The sequence below is a fragment of the Nocardia nova NBRC 15556 genome (genome assembly GCF_001613005.1).
Taxonomy (GTDB): domain Bacteria; phylum Actinomycetota; class Actinomycetes; order Mycobacteriales; family Mycobacteriaceae; genus Nocardia; species Nocardia nova.
The window spans coordinates 12,111-26,511 of the sequence record NZ_BDBN01000081.1 but is presented as its reverse complement, the minus strand read 5'-3'; the positions used below and the strand labels follow the sequence as shown (position 1 = coordinate 26,511).

The following is a 14,401-nucleotide window of genomic DNA, read 5'->3' as shown; positions in this document are numbered from 1 at the left end:
CGCTAGGTGAAATTCGGAGGACAGCAGTTGATCGGCCAGATGCTGGACGGGCGCTACCGCATCGACGCGCCGATCGCGCGCGGTGGGATGTCGATGGTGTTCCGGGGAGTCGACACCCGGCTGGACCGGCCCGTGGCGATCAAGGTGATGGACCCGAAGTTCGCCGGCGACCCGCAGTTCCTGACCCGCTTCGAATTCGAAGCCCGCTCGGTGGCCAAGCTCAAGCACCCCTCGCTCGTGGCGGTCTACGACCAGGGCATCGACGGGGAGTATCCGTTCCTCATCATGGAGCTCGTCGAGGGCGGCACCCTGCGCGAACTGCTGCGCGAACGCGGCCCGATGCCGCCGCACGCGGTGCGCGCGGTCGCCGAGCCGGTGCTGCGCGCGATCGGGGTCGCGCATGCCGCGGGACTCGTGCACCGCGACGTCAAACCGGAGAACGTGCTCATCTCCGATGCCGGTGAGGTGAAGATCGCCGACTTCGGCCTGGTGCGGGCGGTGGCCGGCTCGAATATGACCTCGGCCAGCGTCATCCTCGGCACCGCGGCGTACCTGTCGCCGGAACAGGTCACCGCCGGCAACGCCGACGCCCGCAGCGACGTGTACTCCTTCGGCATCCTGATCTTCGAAATGCTCACCGGCCGTGCGCCGTTCACCGGCGACACCTCGCTGTCGATCGCGTATCAGCGGGTCGAGAAGGACGTGCCGAGCCCGAGCCGGTTCATCGAGGGCGTGCCGCCGGAATTCGACGATCTGGTCGCGCACGCCACCGCCCGCGAACCCGCGCATCGCTTCGCCGATGCCACCGAGATGGCCGCCGAACTCAATCGCATCGCCACCGTGCTGCACCTGCCCGACTACCGGGTACCTGCCCCCCGGGAATCGGCCGAACACCTGTCCGCGCGATACCGCGTCGTGCAGACCCCGGCCGCGGCCCCCGGACCGGCCCACACCCCGCAGCCGGTCACCGAAGCGACGACCCGGCTGGCGTCCGAACCGTCCCGCACCCGGGTCATGACCGCGGCCCATCCGATGCCCGAGCCCGAACCGGAGCGTCCGCACCAGCCACCGGCCCCGCCACATCGGCCGGAATTCGTACCCGATCGCGGCAGATCCCGGCGCCGGGTGCTCATCTGGGCGGCCGTGGTGGTGGTGCTCGCGCTGCTGCTGGGCATCGGCGGCTGGTGGCTGGGCGTCGGCCGTTATTCATCGGTGCCGGCGATCGCCGGGATGACCACCGAACAGGCGACCGCGAAGCTGAAGGACGCCGGATTCGGGACGACCGTGCGCGACAAGGCCTCCGACATCATTCCGGTCGGCGGGGTGGTCGGCACCGATCCCTCCGCCGGGGCGAAGGTGCTGAAGGGGTCGACGGTCGCCGTCCTGGTGTCCAGCGGACAGCCGCACGTGCCGCAGTTTCAGCCCGGCCAGGACACGAAGACGGTGAACCAGCTCATCCGCGATGCCGGGCTCACCCCCGTCGACGGCGGCGAGAAACCCAGCACCGCCCCGAAAGGGTCGGTGGCGCAACTGGATCCGGCCCCCGGCACGGTTCTGCCGACCGGCGCGCAGGTGAAGGTCTACCGCAGTAAGGGTTCGCAGCCGGTGAAGCTGCCCGATGTGCGCGGCAAGACCGTCGAGGAGGCGAAGGCGGCGCTGCAGAACGCCGGACTCTCCGTCGGTGACACCCGCACCGACTTCGACGCGAGGATCAAGTCGGGTCAGGTCGCGGGCACCGATCCGGCCGCCGGCACCCAGGTGCTCTCCGGCGCCACGGTGACGCTGATCGTCTCCGACGCCATCCAGGTTCCCGATGTCACCGGCAAGAACGCCGCCGTGGCCCGCTCCGAACTCGAGGGGATGGGCCTCAAGGTCGTGCTGAACCAGGTGTTCAGCGGCGACCGCGGGACGGTCCGCGTGCAGTCACCGTTCGGCGGTTCGAATGTGGCGCCCGGATCCACGGTCACCCTCACCGTCCTGCCGTTCTGATCCGAGCTCAGCCGAGCACGCCACCCACATCCGCGCCGCCGAGCAGTTCGGCCTCGCTGATGCCCAGCCGCCGACTGGCCAGGTCGAGCGCCTGCTGCAGCACCGCGCTGGCACTGGCGCCCACCACCTGGGAATGTTCGAGCCGGCCGTTGCCGCGCACCACCCGAACCCGGCAGCGCCACGCGATTCCGGCGCGGTCGACCTCCGGGCGTTCGATCACGATCGTCACCGGGACACCGTCGATCTCGAGCACATGTTCGGCGAGGGCGGCGATCGGCCTGCTCGCAGTTTGCAATCCCCTGGCTACCGATGCGCTCTGCATAGCGATCCTCTCAGCACATTTCCCGCACAGCCCATTGCCGCTGCAGTGTCACGCCTGGAAACCTAGTGCAGGTTCGAGCGTTCAGCAACTGGACAGCTAACTTTTGCGGATCATGTCACGACCGCGTGATTTCCCGGCAGGCGGTGTCAGCCGACCGCCAGCAACGGATCACCGGTCTCCGGATCGTTGATCGCCACCACCGCCGCGGTGGTGAAAATCTCCACCGGCACCCCGCCGATACTCGGGCTGATGTTGGTGGTGATCTGCGCGGCGGCAGCGGCAGGCGCGTAGCCGTGGGACACGTCGAACTCCCAGGAGATCTCGTAGCCCCAGCAGATGTTGAAGATCAGCAGGCGGCTGCCGTCGCGCAGCACGACCTCCGACGGAATCCCGTCGCGGTCGCGATCGCGCAGCAACCGCAGGATGGTGCGATCGGCGTTGCCGATCCGGAGCGCGCTCTGCGCGCTGGCCGGACCTTCCCCGCGCGGGCGGCCGTCACCGCGCGAGGGGCCCTCGTCATTGCGAAATACGACGTCCACTACGGCCGATCCGTCACCGCAGCATCTCGGCGACCAGGAATGCCAATTCCAAGGACTGCTGGGTATTGAGACGCGGGTCGCAGGCCGTCTCGTAGCGGTCCTCCAGATCCAGATCCGAGATGTCCTGGGCGCCGCCGAGGCATTCGGTGACGTTCTCGCCGGTGAGCTCGATGTGCAGGCCGCCCGGATGGGTGCCCAGCGCGTGGTGCACCTCGAAGAAGCCCTGCACTTCGTCGACGATGCGATCGAAGTGGCGGGTCTTGTAGCCGGTGGAGGATTCGTGGGTGTTGCCGTGCATGGGATCGCACTGCCAGATCACCTGATGGCCGGTGGCCTGCACCTTCTCGATGATGGGCGGCAGCACGTCGCGGACCTTGGTGTTGCTCATCCGCGCGACCAGGGTGAGCCGGCCCGGCTCGTTGGTGGGATCGAGCCGCTCGACGTATTCCACCGCCTGATCCGGCGTGGTGGTCGGGCCGATCTTGATGCCGATCGGGTTGGCCAGCAGTTCGGCGAAGGCGATATGGGCGCCGTCGAGCTGCCGGGTGCGCTCACCGATCCACAGGAAATGCGCGGACAGGTCGTAGAGCACCGGATCGCCGGCGGCGTTGTGGGACAGCCGCAGCATCGCTCGCTCGTAGTCGAGGACCAGCGCCTCGTGGCTGCAGTAGATCTTGGCCGACTGCAGGCTGGGATCCTGCACCCGGCAGGCGTTCATGAACGCCAGGCCGCGGTCGATCTCGGAGGCCATCTGCTCGTAGCGGGCACCCGCCGGCGACTGCGCGACGAAATCGCGGTTCCAGTCGTGCACCTTGTGCAGATCGGCCATCCCGGCGCCGGTGAGCGCGCGCACCAGGTTCATCGCCGCGCTGGCGTTGGCGTAGGCGCGCACCAGCCGCGAGGGGTCGTGCTCGCGCTGGGCCGCGTCGGCGACCAGCGCGTTGACCATGTCGCCGCGATAGGACTTGAGGCCGAGTGCGTCGACGTCGGCCGAGCGGGGTTTGGCGTACTGGCCCGCGATCCGGGCCACCTTCACCACCGGCAGGCTCGCGCCGTAGGTCAGCACCACCGCCATCTGCAGCAGGGTGCGGATGTTTCCGCGGATATGCGGCTCGGTGTTGTCGGCGAAGGTTTCCGCGCAGTCGCCACCCTGCATCAGGAAGGCTTCGCCGCGGGCCACCTCGGCCAGTCGCAGGCGCAACTCCTCGACCTCGGCGGGCACGCACAGCGGCGGCACACTCTCGAGGACGGTGCGCATGGTGGCGGCCTGCTCGGGATCCCACGACGGCTGCTGCAGGGCGGGGCGGGCGAGTGCGGCGTCGAGTCGCCGACGGAGCTCGGCAGGCAACGGTGGCAGTTCCGGCAAGCGATCGATCGGTACGTCGACGGTCCAGTTCACCAGATCAGAATACGGACCTTCCGCAATCCCGGGGTAACCCGGAGGGTAGGGGGCGATGATTACGTCCGCGCGGGCGGGGCCGTAACCTCGAGCCGGGCCGGGTCGGGCGGTTCGGCCGAGATATCACCGCGAGCGCCGGTGTACGCCGAATCGGAAAGGGCACGACCGCGTGAAATATTTTTATGACTGCGAATTCATCGAGGACGGAGTGACGATCGATCTGATTTCGATCGGCGTGGTCTGCGAGGACGGTCGGGAATATTACGCGGTGTCAACGGAATTCGACCCCGAGCGAGCCGGGCAGTGGGTACGGCGCAATGTATTGCCGAAACTTCCCTCCCCCTCCTCGCCGCTGTGGCGCAGCCGGCAGCGCATTCGCGACGACCTCTATCAATTCCTGGTACCGCGACCGACCGTGCGTCCGGAATTGTGGGCGTGGGTGGGGGCCTACGACCATGTGGCGTTCTGCCAGTTGTGGGGGTCGATGGTGGATCTGCCGACGGCCCTGCCGCGCTACACCAACGAGCTGCGCCAGCACTGGGATCACCACGGCCGGCCGGAGTTGCCGCCGGTGCCGACCGACGCGCACGACGCGCTGGCCGACGCCCGGCACAATCTCGCCAAGTACGAGGCCATCGAGGCGTTCCGGCGCAGCGGCGCGATCACCGGTATCGATCGGCGGTAGGCGGCGGGCGCCGCGCTGCCGATACGACTCGGCCCCCGGACGGTTGTCCGGGGGCCGAGAACGTAACGGCGAAAGTCAGCTCGCCAGGGTCTCCGGGATCCGTTCTGCCTCGGGGCGGCTGCCGGAGGGCACGCCCTTCTTCAGGCTGGCGGCGTAGACGTCGACGTACTCCTGACCCGACATCCGCATCAGCTCGTACATGATCTCGTCGGTGACGGCCCGCTCGACGAAGCGGTTACCGCCCATTCCCTCGTAGCGGGAGAAGTCGATCGGCGCACCGAATTTCACGGTGACGCGGCGGCGGCGCCACCGGAACGGGCCGGGAGGGCACACCTCGTCGGTCCCGATCAGCGCCACCGGGATCACCGGCACACCGGTCTCCAGGGCGAGGCGTGCCACACCGGTCTTGCCCTTGTACAGGCGGCCGTCGGGCGAGCGAGTGCCTTCCGGGTACAGGCCCACCATGCGGCCCTCGCTCAGCAGTTTGCGAGCGGTGTTGAGCGCATCCTCGGCGGCGCTGGCGCCGCTGCGGTCGATCGGATACTGGCCGGTGCCGGAGAAGAAGAACTTCTGCAGCCGGCCCTTGAGTCCGGGCGTGGTGAAGTATTCGGCCTTGGCCAGATAGGTGATGCGACGCGGGCTCAGCAACGGGGTGAACAACCAGTCGGTGAACGACAGATGATTGCCGGCGAGGATGACTGCTCCGTCGGCGGGAATATTCTCCACGCCCTCGACCTTCGGCCGGTTGTAGATGTGCATGAAGGGCCCGACCAGCACGAATTTGAGCAGCCAGTAGAACATTGCGTCCTTTCCCCTGTGATTGTCGAACGGGACCGGCCTCGTCGCAGGCACCTCCGTCGGCACCGACTCTACCGTCGCCGACCTGCTGCGACCAACCCCACACGAGGTATTTCACATGCCCGCAATCACATCGGTGAAATCGGGTACACATGAGGTGCTTACATGCGCGAAAACCGACCGGGCGTCGAGCGAATCGGCGAGATGTACGACGCCCCGGATCGTTTGCTCCCTACCTCGTGCGCCCCGGCCGCCCGTTCGACGCCCCGGCGCGAGAAGCCGATCCGCTTCCCGTCGCGCGGCATCGGCGGGGAGGAGGAAGACTATTCCCGGCCCGCGGCGGAGCGAGGTCGGCTCACGGCCGCCGAATCGACACCGCTGCCGGTTGTCCGCGAACGCCCTTCGGCCGCCCCGGTCTCGAGCGCCGTGCGCGCGAGTTCGGCCGCGCCGATCATCCCCGCCGCCTCACCCAGCTGCGTGGTGCGGATGCGAGCCAGCGGGCGATGACGGCCGCCGGTGATGGCGGCGGCGTAATGCTCGCGCGCGTCGTCGAGGAACAGCGGCGCCGAGGAGCTGACGCCACCCGCGATGACGATCAGGTCGGGATCGAAGATGTCGCTGACGAAGGCCAGTCCCAGCCCGAGCCAGCGGGCGAAATCGGCCATCACGTGCAGCGCCACCGGATCACCGTCGTGGGCCGCGCCCGCGACCCGGCGCCCGGTCAGCGATCCCGGATCGCCGACCACCTCGCGTGCCAGTATCGTCGAGGGCATCGGATCGGTGGCCAGCATTTCGATCGCGGTGTCGACCAGGGCGGTACCGCTGCAGTAGCGCTCCCAGCAGCCGCGTTTGCCGCACGGGCAGATCCGGCCGTGCGGCACCACCTGCAGATGGCCCAATTCCGGTGCGACACCGTAACTTCCGCGATACAGCCGCCCCTCCACCAGCAGCGCCGCGCCGATGCCGGTGCCGATGGCGACCAGTACGCCGTTGTGCGCGCCCGCGGCCGCGCCGAACCGGTATTCGGCCCACATCGCCGCGTTGGCATCGTGTTCGAGGATCACCGGCAACCCGAGCCGGCGTCCGAGCCGGCCGGCGACCGCGGTGTCCTCCCACGGCAGATGCGGCGCGAAACGCACCGAGGAGCGGGATTCGTCGACGAATCCGGCGACCGCCAGCCCGACCGCGCCGATGTCGTGGCGCGCACACAGTTCCCGGACCGCGCGGTCGAGGCCGTCCTCGAGTGCGTGCGCGGAATGCGGCGTCGGCGCCTGGACGGTGTCGAGAACCTCCCCGTCCCCGTCGACGACCGACGCCCGGATATTCGTCCCGCCGACATCGATGCCGACGGTGAGCGGAGCCTCTCTTCCGACCCTGCTGGTCATTTCTTGATCCGCACCGGGATGGGAACGTATCCGGGTCGCTCGACCGAATCCCGCCCCCGCCCAGCACGTTCGGCCGCGCGCCGGCCACCGCGGCGCGCCTTGCTCCCCTGATCGTCGGCCGCCGGCTTCGCGCCCGGAGCCTTCTCCGTAGCGCCGCCGCGTTCGTGTCCGGGCGCGTCCGCATCCCGTCGGACACCCTTCGCGCGGCGGTCGGCACCGGGAGCACTGCCACGCGCTTCGGCACCGGGACCACTCCCGCGCGCTTCGGCCCTGGGATCACTGCCGCGTGTTTCGGCTTCGGTCCCACTGCCGCGCACCTCGGCACCGCGGTCCGACACATCGCCGGCCGCCCCGCCCGCGATCCACCCGTCGTGCTCCGTTCGCTCCGAACTCGGATCGGCGCCGACTTCCGTTGCCGCGGAATCGTATTCGCCGGATTCGTCGTCGGCGTCCGGAAGGTCGTCCGGGAGCAGCGGTTCGACCGGCACTCCGGCCAGCGCCTCGCGCAGCACGGTCACGATCGCGGTGCCGTGGTCGGCGACCGCGGCGACCACCTCGTGGTGTTCGCCGCGAACCAGGGCCGCGGTCGCGCAGATGGGACACCAGCTGCAGCTGTCCCATTCGCGGCCGTCGGCGGCCGCGCGGCGCAGGGCGGGTTCGACTCGTTCGAGCAAGGTTTCGGCGAGGGCGCGCAGTTCCTGGGCGAATTCGCCGAAACTGTCCTCGTGGGCGTGGGTCATTGCGGCCAGACCCCCGGGTCGGGCCGGAAACGCACGATGAGCTGCTCACCGTCGAGTTCGGCGCTGTCGACCGTGCACCGCCGCAATACCGGCGCCAGTCGTAGCCGCCGCCGGACCCCGTCCGCTCCCACGATCACATCGTCCTCCACTCGTCCGAGTCGCAGCGTGCCCGGGTCGACCACCGGCAGGCGCATCCGCAGCGTGAATACCGAATCCAGCCCGGTGCCCGACTCCCACCGCACCTCCGGCTCCCCTGCCGCGGTGCCCGGCTCCGGCGTCGTGTCGCCCAGCATAGGGTCTGGCTCGGCAGTCGGCGGGTTGCCACGAACGGGCAATGCCTGCGCCAGCGCCGACAACGCCCGCGGTCCGACCGGTTCCGGGCCGCTGTGATGGGCGATCACCACGGGCACGTCGGGCATCCGGCGGCGCAGGTCCGCGATCACGTCGAGTTGTTCCGCGCGCCGCTGCAGGTACCACTGCACCGCGGGGTGCGCGCCACCGTCGGCCGGCGGCACCGGCGGCAGCACTTTGTTCACCACCACCGCGTCCAGGCGTATACCCAGAAGCGCGGCCGCCGAACGCACCCGCGCGGATTCGGCCAGCGCGACCCGTTCGGCGCCGGTGATCAGCCGCGCCCCGGTGCGGTGCGAATCGGCGAGCAGATCCCGAATCGCCGTGACCGCGGCCGCGATCCGCTCCACCGTCGCCGCCAGCACCGCGCGCCGCATATCCGTACCGGTCGCGCTCAGCACCCGGGCATGGGTGGGCCAGATTCGCTCGAGGTAGCCGAGCAGGGTGTCGGGTGCGGTGACGATGCGCAACATATCCGCCGAGGGCGGGCAGTCCACGATGATCAGATCCCAGTCGTCCTCACCCGCGAACTGGGCGATCTCGGTCAACGCCAGTAGTTCCTGCACGCCCGGCAGTCCGGTGAGTTCGGCGGGATCGAGTGCGGCGAGGTCGATGCCGTGATCGTGGCCGGCGCCGGACAGCATCCGCGCGACGTCGCGGAACCGATCCTCCAGCAGCGCAAGCGAATCGATCTCGATGACGTCGAATCCGGGGGCGACGGTCACCACCCCGGCAACCGTGCCGGGATCGTGCGCGAAGCGGAAACCGAGTGCGTCGCCGAGCGAATGAGCCTGGTCGACCGAGGCGACCAGCACGCGCTGTCCGGCCTGCACCGCGGCGATGGCCGCCGCGCAGGCGAGCGTGGTCTTACCGACTCCGCCCTTGCCGATGAACAGTTCGAGACGGGTCGTGACGGCACCACGACCGCACTGCGGAGACCGGGTCAGCCTTCGACCCGTTTCTTGAGTTCTTTGAGGGCCGTATCGGTGATCACCTTCTCGGCCTTGCGTTTGAACATCCCGATCATCGGGATGGTGAGGTCCACGGTCAGCTCGTACACCACCTGGGTGGTGCCGTCGGGCTGCTCGATGAGCTCGTAGGTACCGTCCTGCGCCTTCTGCAGGTCGCCGCTGACCAGTTGCCAGCTCACCGCCCGTCCGTCGGCCCGCCAGGTGTAGGACAGCACGTAGGTGTCCTTGACGACGCCGGCGTCCAGCACGAACTTCGCCGTGCGGGCCCGTCCGTCGGGGAAGGTCTCCAGTACGTCCACCGATCGTGCCGCCGATACCCATTCGGGATACGACGGTAGATCGGCGATGACGGCCATCACCCGATCCGAGGGGGCATCGATGGTGATCGACCTCTGGGTCCGGTCGGCCATGACTGACAGCGTTTCCTTTCGACCTAGCGTGACGGCGCCACACCGGCCGGACGGCCGGCCTCCAGCCGCGATTTCACCTCGAACGACATCTTCTTGCCGGCGACCCGCCGGGAACGGTTGGCGGCCATCAGGGTTCGGGGCGAGAGTGCGGCCGCGCCCGGCGGTTCGGCATGCATGAAGTAGTGCAGGATCACCCCGTCCAGCGACGGCTCCAGCCAGACCTCCATGGTGCCGGTCAGCGGCCCGCTGACCGACCAGCGAATTCCCTTGTCACCCCGGTCTTCTCGCACCTCGAGGGTGAGGTCGGGCCACCAGCGGTGCCATCGCGACCGATCGGCCAGGACCTCGGCGACCGCGGCGCCGGGCGCGGCGACGAAGGTCTGGTCGGCCACCTGGATGCTGCTCACGGCTGTGGCTCGCTGCTGCGCTCGCTCATGAAGCCCGAGCCTACTGGGTCGGAGCCCGGAGGCGGTAACGCAGTGCCGAGCCCGCGCGACCTGCCGTCACGCGCGGCCGGGGCGCCGGCCGGCTCACCGGACGGAGCCGTCGGATCCCAGGACACCGGAACGCGCGCCGGGATCGAGCAGACCGCGCAACCGGCCGCCCAGAACGTCCCAGCGCCACTGGTCGGCGACCCATTCGCGACCGGCGGCGCCCATCCGCGCCGCGGCGTCGCGATCGGACAGGATGTCGACGACGGCGGCGGCCACGGCTCGTTCGTCGCGCCCGTCGACCACCGTGCCGGTGCGGCCCTCGAGAACGGTTTCCGGTGCGCCGCCGGAGTTTCCGGCGACCACGGGCACGCCGGTGGCCGATGCCTCCAGATAGACGATGCCGAGGCCTTCCACGTCGAGCCCGGCGCCGCGGGTGCGCGAGGGCATCGCGAAGACGTCGGCGAGGGTGTGGTGGGCGGCCAGTTCGGCGGCGGGGACGCGACCGGTGAACACCACGTCCGACTCCAGGTCCAGCGCGCGCACCAGCGCGCGCAACTTCTCCTCGTACGGGCCACCGCCCGCGATGACCAGCACCGCGCCGTCGATGCGGCGGCGGATCTCGCGCATCGCCAGAATCAGCATGTCCTGGCCCTTGCGCGGGACCAGCCGCGACAGGCACAGCACCGTGGGCCGCTCGCCCAGGCCGTACCGGGCGCGCAGTTCCGCCCGCGCGGCGGGGTCGGGACGGAAGACGGTGCTGTCCACCCCCGGCGGCAGATATTCCAGGGCAGCCTGGGCGCCGAAGGCCGCGGCGAAGCGGCGGCGCGTGTATTTGCTGACGTAGGTGACGACATCGGTGTGGTCACCGATCACCCGCAGCACCTGCCGGGCGCCCGGCAGCATGGACCAGCCCACCTCGTGGCCGTGGGTGCTGGCGAGGATCCGATCCGCGCCGAAACGGCGCAGCGCCGGCGACATCAGGGCCAGTGGCGCGGCCGCACCGAACCAGACGGTATCGCATCGTTCGTCACGCAGCAGCGTGGCGGCGCGGCGCAGCACCAGCGGGGTCGGCAGCATCAGGGTGGTCGGGTGGCGCACCACCCGGAACGGCTGCTGGGCATCGAACCGCAGATGGGAGTCGCCGCGCCAGCGGGGCGCGTAGACCACGAGGTCCTCCGGCGGCATCCGCAGCGCGAGCGAATGAACATACGACTGGATGCCGCCCGGCCGGGGCGGAAAGTCGTTGGTGATCAACAGCGTGCGGCCCATGGGGGCGAGTCTATGGGTGTGGCCGCCACGTCCGGCGCAACGGGTGTGGCCGCCGCGTCCGGGCTCCTAGGCGGCCACGCGGGCCTTGATCCAGTCGCGCCAGGCGGAGACGAATTCGGTTCGGCCCAGGCCGAGTGTCTCCCGCAGGCCGCGATCCAGCGCGGCCTGGTCCTGGGGGCCGGTGGCGAGCCGGTGGTAGAGCGCCACGAGTTTCGGCTCTCCGAATCGGTCGGCGACGAACGCGTTGGCCGACCAGGCCTGTTCGTAGGCCAGGGCGGCATCGGCGCCGGGGCTCGGCGTGAACGCGGTATCGGACGGCAGGTCCGCGGGCAGCTCACCGGAGCGGGCGCGGGTGGTGACGGTCGGCGCGAGCTGCGCGAAACGCTGCTGATCTCCGCGGTGGCCGCAGTACTCGGCGAACCCTTCCAGCACCCACTGCGGGGAACCGTCGACGGTCCCGGCCCGGGTGGCGACGTGGGTGAGTTCGTGGCGCAGGGTTTCGCGCAGACCGTCCGGGCCGAGCCGGCGCCCGGCATCGGGCGAGAAAACGATCCGCTGACCGGTGGGCTGGGTGCCGGGTACGAACGGATCCGACACCGAGGCCGCCGCGACCTGGTCGGACAACGGACCGGTGGCGTGGGTCAGCGCCGCGAATTCGGAACTGCTCGACGCGACGGCCACCACGGCTTCGTGGGCCCAGTCGGTACCCCACACCTGGGAGACCGCCGTGACCGCCGGGCCGGCCTCGCGGGCGAGCTGGTCGACGTCGCCGCGCTGGTACGGATGCCCCAGTACCACCGACAACTTGCCGTCGTCACCCGAAACATGTTGCGCGACAACGGGTCCGTACGAACTCATGACGCGCCGCAACTCGGGCAGCTGCGGATCGGCGTGCGAGGGCGCGGAATCGGTTTCCGCGGCGGCGGGCACGGTGTGCAGGCCTGTCTTCGGCAGCAGCAGTAGGGCGCCGCCGGCCGCGGTCAGCGCCACCACCACGGCGAGGGTGGCGACGAATTCGAAGCGCCCACGATGCGCCAGCCATGTCCGGACCCGCAACAATCCGCTCATACGACACGATCCTCACGTCGGTGTGATGACTCGCCGCCAGATTCTCGCAGTGTTTACGGCATTCCGATCCAGTATCGGCGCGCGGAATGGAAGGGGGTGTTGCCCATCGGCGCCACCGCGACCGGCACACCGAAAGTGGAGGCGTGCAGGATCATGCCATTTCCGGCGTAGATGCCGACGTGCGAGGCGTCCGAATAGAAGAACACCACGTCGCCGGGCTGCAACGAGTCCCGCGACACCGGCGTGCCGACGGTGGCCTGCGCCTGGCTGGTACGCGGCAGATCGATACCCACGTGATGGAAAGCCCACTGCACCAGGCCGGAGCAGTCGAACTGATCGGGGCCGGTCGCACCCCAGACGTACGGGTCGCCGACGCGGGTCAATCCCGCGGCCAGCGCGCTGGTACCGCTGCCCGGGACCAGGCCGCGCAGCAGGGTGTCGCGGTCGAAACCGGGCGGGAACAGCGATCCGGCGAGGGTGGATTTCTCCCCGGCCGAGAGCGCACCCCAGGCCTGGATGACCTGAGCCATCGCGCCCTGCAGATCGGCGCGCTTGTGTTCGAGGTCCGCGCGCACCTGGTCGGCCTTCTGCGCGGCGGCCTGCGCGGCGTCGGAGGCGGATTTGGCGGCGGTTTCAGCGGCGGTGGCCGAATCGGTGGCCTTGGAGAATTGCGTCAGCTGATCGGCGGTCTGCGTGGACAGCACATCCAGCGTCGACATCTGGTCGAGCAACTGCTGCGGGGAATCGGAGACCAGCACCGAGAACAGCCGGTTGGTCCGGGCGCCCTGATAGGCGGCGATCGCGGTCCGGTCCACGGCCGGTTGATATTTGCGCACCTCGGCCTTGGCGGCATCGAGGGCCTGGGTCGCGGTCGCGAGTTTGGCATCGGCGTCGCGGGCCACGCCCTGTTTGGCTTCCAGATCGCCCTGCGCGGCCAGCGCCTGCTGGTTGAGCTGCTCGGACTGATGCGACAACTCGATGAGCCGCTGCACCGCGTCACCGGCAGTGGCCGGTTGTTCCGCCGGAGCCGGATCGGCCGTCGCCAAACCACCGGAAGACGCTCCGAACACGAGCGCGCCCACTGCCAGTGAGCCGCCGACCAGGCGTCTGGTTCTGTTGTTGCGTTGCGCGTTGCCCTTGTGCGCTGTCACGGCCTGCCGTGCCCCGTTCTCTCGTCCCGAGCTGGAAACCACGAAGGTCTCGATAAGGTTACGGAACGGCGACCGTCCATGTCCAGCAGGGCACGAAACGATCACGCCGTATAGCCCGAATGCCCGGATCGGCGGTCCGAACTGTGCGGAATGCGCCGATCCGGGCGGGTCGAATCAGTAGCGGCGAGCGCCCGCGACCGGCATCGAGGAGATCGGGGCGACCTTCACCGGCTCACCGGCGGTCGAGGCGTGCACCACGTTGCCGTCGCCGACATAGAGCGCGGAGTGGCTGCCGCCGTAGAAGGACACCACGTCACCGGGCTGCAGCGCATCCAGCGAGACGGGGGCGCCCTCCTCGAGCTGTTCGTAGCTCGTGCGCGGCAGTTCGCGCCCGGCCTGCTCGTAGGACCACTTCACCAGGCCCGAGCAGTCGAAGGCGTTCGGGCCGGCGGCACCGTACGAGTAGGGGGCGCCGACCTTGGACAGGGCGGCATCGGCCGCGCGCTGACCGACGGTCTGCTGCGGCGCGAACGGCGCGGGCGCGATCCCCGGAATCTGAATGCCCGGCGGGACGGCGCCCTGCGGAACGGCGCCGAGGACCTGATCGGGAACATCGAAGGTGCCGACGCCCGGTACGGTGACCGGCGCGGCCGCGGCGGTGGTCGCCGGGAGCAGCAGAGCGCTGAGGGTTGCTGCGCCAACGGCTCCGGCCGCAACGGCCCGGCGGGCGGTACGAGGCAGCCCCTGAACCTGTCGCTTGATCGCCATGATGCGGTACTCCTCATCTGCCCCACGACGCCGCACCCGGTGGTGCGTCGGACTCCGTGAGGTCTCGAAAAGATTACGAGGGCATAACGGCGCGTTGTAAAGCCCGGACGCGTCGTCTCGGG

At 69.7% G+C, this 14,401-nt stretch carries 15 protein-coding genes; 2 read left to right on the top strand and 13 right to left on the bottom strand.

What is annotated here, in order from left to right:
- The first annotated feature begins 6 nt into the window (after positions 1-6).
- On the top strand, positions 7-1,989 hold the full coding sequence (gene pknB / locus NN2_RS27725; protein WP_156511487.1) for a Stk1 family PASTA domain-containing Ser/Thr kinase: 1,983 nt from the start codon (positions 7-9) through the stop codon (positions 1,987-1,989).
- A gap of 7 nt (positions 1,990-1,996) precedes the next feature.
- On the opposite strand, the gene NN2_RS27720 is transcribed toward pknB, so the two are convergent.
- The 3 genes from NN2_RS27720 to NN2_RS27710 form a co-directional block, all read right to left on the bottom strand.
- On the bottom strand, positions 1,997-2,311 hold the full coding sequence (locus NN2_RS27720; protein WP_146097653.1) for a hypothetical protein: 315 nt from the start codon (positions 2,309-2,311) through the stop codon (positions 1,997-1,999).
- 146 nt (positions 2,312-2,457) lie between these two features.
- Positions 2,458-2,850, bottom strand: a complete 393-nt coding sequence (locus NN2_RS27715; RefSeq protein WP_063017274.1) for a hypothetical protein — start codon at positions 2,848-2,850, stop codon at positions 2,458-2,460.
- A gap of 13 nt (positions 2,851-2,863) precedes the next feature.
- Entirely contained in the window at positions 2,864-4,249 is a 1,386-nt protein-coding gene (locus NN2_RS27710; RefSeq protein WP_030514740.1) for a class II 3-deoxy-7-phosphoheptulonate synthase, read from the bottom strand.
- A 169-nt stretch (positions 4,250-4,418) separates the two neighbouring features.
- Between NN2_RS27710 and NN2_RS27705 the strand changes: the two genes are divergently transcribed.
- Entirely contained in the window at positions 4,419-4,934 is a 516-nt protein-coding gene (locus NN2_RS27705; protein WP_063017265.1) for a polyadenylate-specific 3'-exoribonuclease AS, read from the top strand.
- Positions 4,935-5,009: 75 nt separating this feature from the next.
- Here the strand turns inward: NN2_RS27705 and NN2_RS27700 are convergent, their stop codons facing one another.
- The 10 genes from NN2_RS27700 to NN2_RS27655 form a co-directional block, all read right to left on the bottom strand.
- A complete protein-coding gene (locus tag NN2_RS27700) occupies positions 5,010-5,735 on the bottom strand; it encodes a lysophospholipid acyltransferase family protein (protein WP_030514742.1) in 726 nt (241 codons plus the stop codon).
- 320 nt (positions 5,736-6,055) lie between these two features.
- A complete protein-coding gene (locus NN2_RS27695; RefSeq protein ID WP_063017263.1) occupies positions 6,056-7,117 on the bottom strand; it encodes an ROK family protein in 1,062 nt (353 codons plus the stop codon).
- Entirely contained in the window at positions 7,114-7,857 is a 744-nt protein-coding gene (locus NN2_RS38760; protein WP_245658891.1) for a hypothetical protein, read from the bottom strand. Before NN2_RS38760 ends, NN2_RS27695 begins: the two co-directional genes overlap by 4 nt.
- Positions 7,854-9,104: an ArsA family ATPase gene (locus NN2_RS27685; protein ID WP_063910896.1), complete on the bottom strand. Its 1,251-nt coding sequence runs from the start codon at positions 9,102-9,104 to the stop codon at positions 7,854-7,856. Before NN2_RS27685 ends, NN2_RS38760 begins: the two co-directional genes overlap by 4 nt.
- A 47-nt stretch (positions 9,105-9,151) precedes the next feature.
- The gene (locus tag NN2_RS27680; RefSeq protein WP_063017261.1) at positions 9,152-9,589 is read right to left on the bottom strand and encodes an SRPBCC family protein; all 438 of its coding nucleotides are present in this window, start codon (positions 9,587-9,589) and stop codon (positions 9,152-9,154) included.
- 23 nt (positions 9,590-9,612) lie between these two features.
- On the bottom strand, positions 9,613-9,996 hold the full coding sequence (locus tag NN2_RS27675; protein ID WP_030514747.1) for a hypothetical protein: 384 nt from the start codon (positions 9,994-9,996) through the stop codon (positions 9,613-9,615).
- Positions 9,997-10,119: 123 nt separating this feature from the next.
- Positions 10,120-11,292 carry a glycosyltransferase family 4 protein gene (locus NN2_RS27670; protein WP_063017259.1) on the bottom strand — a complete coding sequence of 391 codons (1,173 nt, stop codon included), beginning with the start codon at positions 11,290-11,292 and terminating at the stop codon, positions 10,120-10,122.
- Positions 11,293-11,358: 66 nt separating this feature from the next.
- A complete protein-coding gene (locus NN2_RS27665) occupies positions 11,359-12,360 on the bottom strand; it encodes a hypothetical protein (RefSeq protein WP_063017256.1) in 1,002 nt (333 codons plus the stop codon).
- 53 nt (positions 12,361-12,413) lie between these two features.
- Positions 12,414-13,511: an NlpC/P60 family protein gene (locus NN2_RS27660; RefSeq protein WP_030514750.1), complete on the bottom strand. Its 1,098-nt coding sequence runs from the start codon at positions 13,509-13,511 to the stop codon at positions 12,414-12,416.
- Positions 13,512-13,685: 174 nt separating this feature from the next.
- Entirely contained in the window at positions 13,686-14,279 is a 594-nt protein-coding gene (locus NN2_RS27655) for a C40 family peptidase (RefSeq protein WP_063017254.1), read from the bottom strand.
- Between the last annotated feature and the right edge of the window lie 122 nt (positions 14,280-14,401).